General features: G+C 71.1%; 3 protein-coding genes. 1 reads left to right on the forward strand and 2 read right to left on the reverse strand.

Annotated features, from left to right (window positions below; all coding sequences use genetic code 11):
* Positions 1 to 128: zinc ribbon domain-containing protein (locus tag ACFVVO_RS39345; RefSeq protein WP_390061691.1), on the forward strand; the 128-nt coding region annotated here is incomplete at its 5' end.
* On the opposite strand, the gene ACFVVO_RS39350 is transcribed toward ACFVVO_RS39345, so the two are convergent.
* Both ACFVVO_RS39350 and ACFVVO_RS39355 read right to left on the reverse strand, forming a co-directional pair.
* Positions 119 to 517, reverse strand: coding sequence for a carboxylesterase family protein (locus tag ACFVVO_RS39350; RefSeq protein ID WP_390061688.1), 399 nt, complete (start codon positions 515 to 517; stop codon positions 119 to 121). The genes ACFVVO_RS39345 and ACFVVO_RS39350 overlap by 10 nt on opposite strands.
* A complete protein-coding gene (locus tag ACFVVO_RS39355; protein ID WP_390061689.1) occupies positions 514 to 1,797 on the reverse strand; it encodes a choice-of-anchor Q domain-containing protein in 1,284 nt (427 codons plus the stop codon). Before ACFVVO_RS39355 ends, ACFVVO_RS39350 begins: the two co-directional genes overlap by 4 nt.
* Positions 1,798 to 2,726 lie beyond the last annotated feature (929 nt).

The raw sequence follows: 2,726 nt of genomic DNA on the forward strand, positions 1-2,726 counted from the left end.
AGGAGAAGTTCCACTGCGTTTCGTGCGGCCACAGCGCGCACGCGGACACGGTGGGCGCCCTGAACGTTCTACGGGCCGGGCTGGTCCGTCGCGACACCCAGCATAGCGAGAAGCCCCCTCATTCATGAGGGGGAGGAGTCACCAAGCCGTAGTCGCCGGAGGCGTGGTCCTCGCTCTCCGACAACAGAGCGGGATGGGCGAGGAACCCCAGTGCTCCCAGGCGGTAGTTGACGGTCACCACGACCACGCCGCGCGCGGCCAGCATCGAGCCGTCGTAGTCGCTGCCGGCGCCGTAGGCGTTGCCGCCGCCGTGCAGCCACACCAGCACCGGGAGAGGCCGGCCGCCGTCGCGGCGGGCCGCGCCGCGCACCCAACCGCGGTCGGTGCGCACGACCAGGGAGTCGTGAGCGGCATCGGCCCGGGCCATGGGCGGGGGAACGGCGAGGGAGGACAGCAGCAGGGCTAAAGCCGCGATCACGGCGCGTGCCAGGGTGTTGCGCAGGCTCGGCGATCTCATCGCATCTCCTGGTGCCGGTGCGAGCGGTGTCGTTGTGGCGTGTGCTCGTAGGCGCCGATGTCGCAGGCGGCGCCCTGGGGGCGGGCGACACCCCGCTGATCGGTGGCCGGGCAGTCGGCCGCCGCGTCCAGGGCGGGGCTTCCCGGCAGCAGTGCGGCAGTGTCCGTGGGGCCGCCGTTGTCGGCGAGCGGGCCGATCAGCGGCGCACGGCTGGGCAGGTCGCCCGCGGCGGTGAGTCGGCAACTGCCGTCACCGTCGATGTTGTGGCCCTCCGAGGCGATGGTGGCGAAGGCCTTCTTGCAGTTGGCCGCCGTGCCGTCGACGGTATTGCCGGCGACGACGGAGTTGCGCAACGTCAGTCGCCCCAGCGGCAGATCGACGACGTCGGGGATCGGGGAGGGCAGGCTGTCGAGGTATGCGGGGGCGATGTTGATTCCGCCTCCGCCATCGCTCGAACTGTTGCCGAAAATTGTCGAGTTGAGAATTTCCACGGGTCCCCGGCCGCGGATGTCGATCCCGCCGCCGTAGCCGGCGAGGCTGCCGGGGCGGTCGCCTGGGTTCGTCACGCGGTTGTCGGCGACCGTCGAGTTGGTCACGGTGCCGGTGTCGTCGAACCTGATGCCCCCGGCCTCTCCCGCGACATTCCCGCTGACGGTGCTGTCGATCAGATCCAGGTGTGAGCCGGGGATGTTGAAGATGCCACCGCCGTAGCCCGCGGAGTTCCCGGTCACGGCGACCCGGCGCAGCGTCATGCGGTGTCCGTTGGCGATGCCGCCACCACCGGTGTCGGTGATGGGCAGTTCGCGCTCCTTCGCCGTTCCCCCGGTGATGGTCAGGTCGGTCAGCCGGGTGTCCGCCTGCATGCGGAAGGCGCGGTCCAGGTGGTTGGCGTCGATGACGGTCGTCCGTGCGCCGGAGCCGCGGATCGTGGTGGGCGCGGTGACGTTCAGGTCACCCGTGGTCGGGTCGGGGTGGTCTCCGATGATCAGGCGGGGATTGGGGGGGATGGTCAGCTGGTAGCGGCCCGGAGGCAGTGCGATGGTGCTGCCCTGGCGGGCGTTGGCGGCCATCACCGCGGCGCGCAGGCTGCAGGCGCCCGACGCGGTGCGGCACAGGCCGTCCGACGGGTCGGAGTCGACCGCGTCGGTCGTGGTGTCCACAGTGAACTCCGTCGGTCCGGCGGCTGCTGGCGTCGCGACGGCCTTGGCTGTGGGTGCGGCGAGTGCTACGGCCGTGGCGAGGACGACGGCGAGTGGCGCCGGGTTGGTTCGGACGTTCATCGGTGCACTCCTCTCGGCGAGGGAGGGGAGGCCTCGGCTGATGCGATGACCTCCTACTGGTGCAGATGTGGCTCGTGTGAAGAACGCCGTCGGGCGCCTTCCGGTGTGGCGTTCGAGCGGCGAGGAGGGCCGGAGCAGGGGCTGACGGCCTGCGCGGCGTGTGAACCGACCGCGCTCTGTAAGGAGCGTTCCATTCACTGAGTTCCGTGTCTACTGACCGGCAGGGGAATGACCGGATAGTGACGGCATCTTGGATGGGGTGGAGGGCGCGTGAGTGTCAAGGAGGGGTGGGCCGACCGCCTCGGTAGCGACCAGGTGAAAAAGCGACGCGCAGCTCTCGGCCGTCCATACCTACTGGTCGATACTCGCGCCACCCTCGCGGCGCCGGGGCTGCTGCCGCCGCGGGGCACCGCCCCTTCGGCACGCTCCCGCACGCACACAGGCCGCCCCCGTGACCCGGACAACGCCCCACGCGGTCGTCCGGCGGCAAAAGCCGCCAGTTGGTGGGCCGGGTGATCCAGGACGGGGGAGCGCGGGCGGCGGGGAACCGCCGGGCCGAGGGCGCGGTTGCTGAGCTGGGTGCGCAGCGCCACCTTGGCGAAGCCGCGAGCCCTCGGCAGCGCCCGGTCGCGTGTCGTCGGCCACAGCGCTGGGCGCAGGGCTGCCGGGGACTCGGCGAGGTGGTGGGCGGGCTGACGTTGTAGGCGACCGCGTGGACGTCGGCGGCGGTGAGCCCGGCCTCGCCCAGCAGCCACTCGACGGCATGGCGGGGGTAGTCCTTGGCGTGCTCCTGCTGGGAGAGCCGCTCCTCCTCGGTGCCGGGCTCCAAGGGGCGGGTCTGTACGGTGAGTGGTGTAACTCCCGAGCTGGAAGCGACAGTTGATGACTGACGTGACGAGTGACATCGAGGCCGGGAAGGCCGCTGTGAG

The sequence above is a fragment of the Streptomyces sp. NPDC058145 genome (assembly GCF_042884245.1).
Taxonomy (GTDB): domain Bacteria; phylum Actinomycetota; class Actinomycetes; order Streptomycetales; family Streptomycetaceae; genus Streptomyces.

Bases quoted from the DNA above. Each gene is read 5' to 3' on its own strand.
- ACFVVO_RS39350 (WP_390061688.1), bottom strand. From the start codon at position 517: ATGAGATCGCCGAGCCTGCGCAACACCCTGGCACGCGCCGTGATCGCG.
- ACFVVO_RS39355 (WP_390061689.1), bottom strand. From the start codon at position 1,797: ATGAACGTCCGAACCAACCCGGCGCCACTCGCCGTCGTCCTCGCCACG.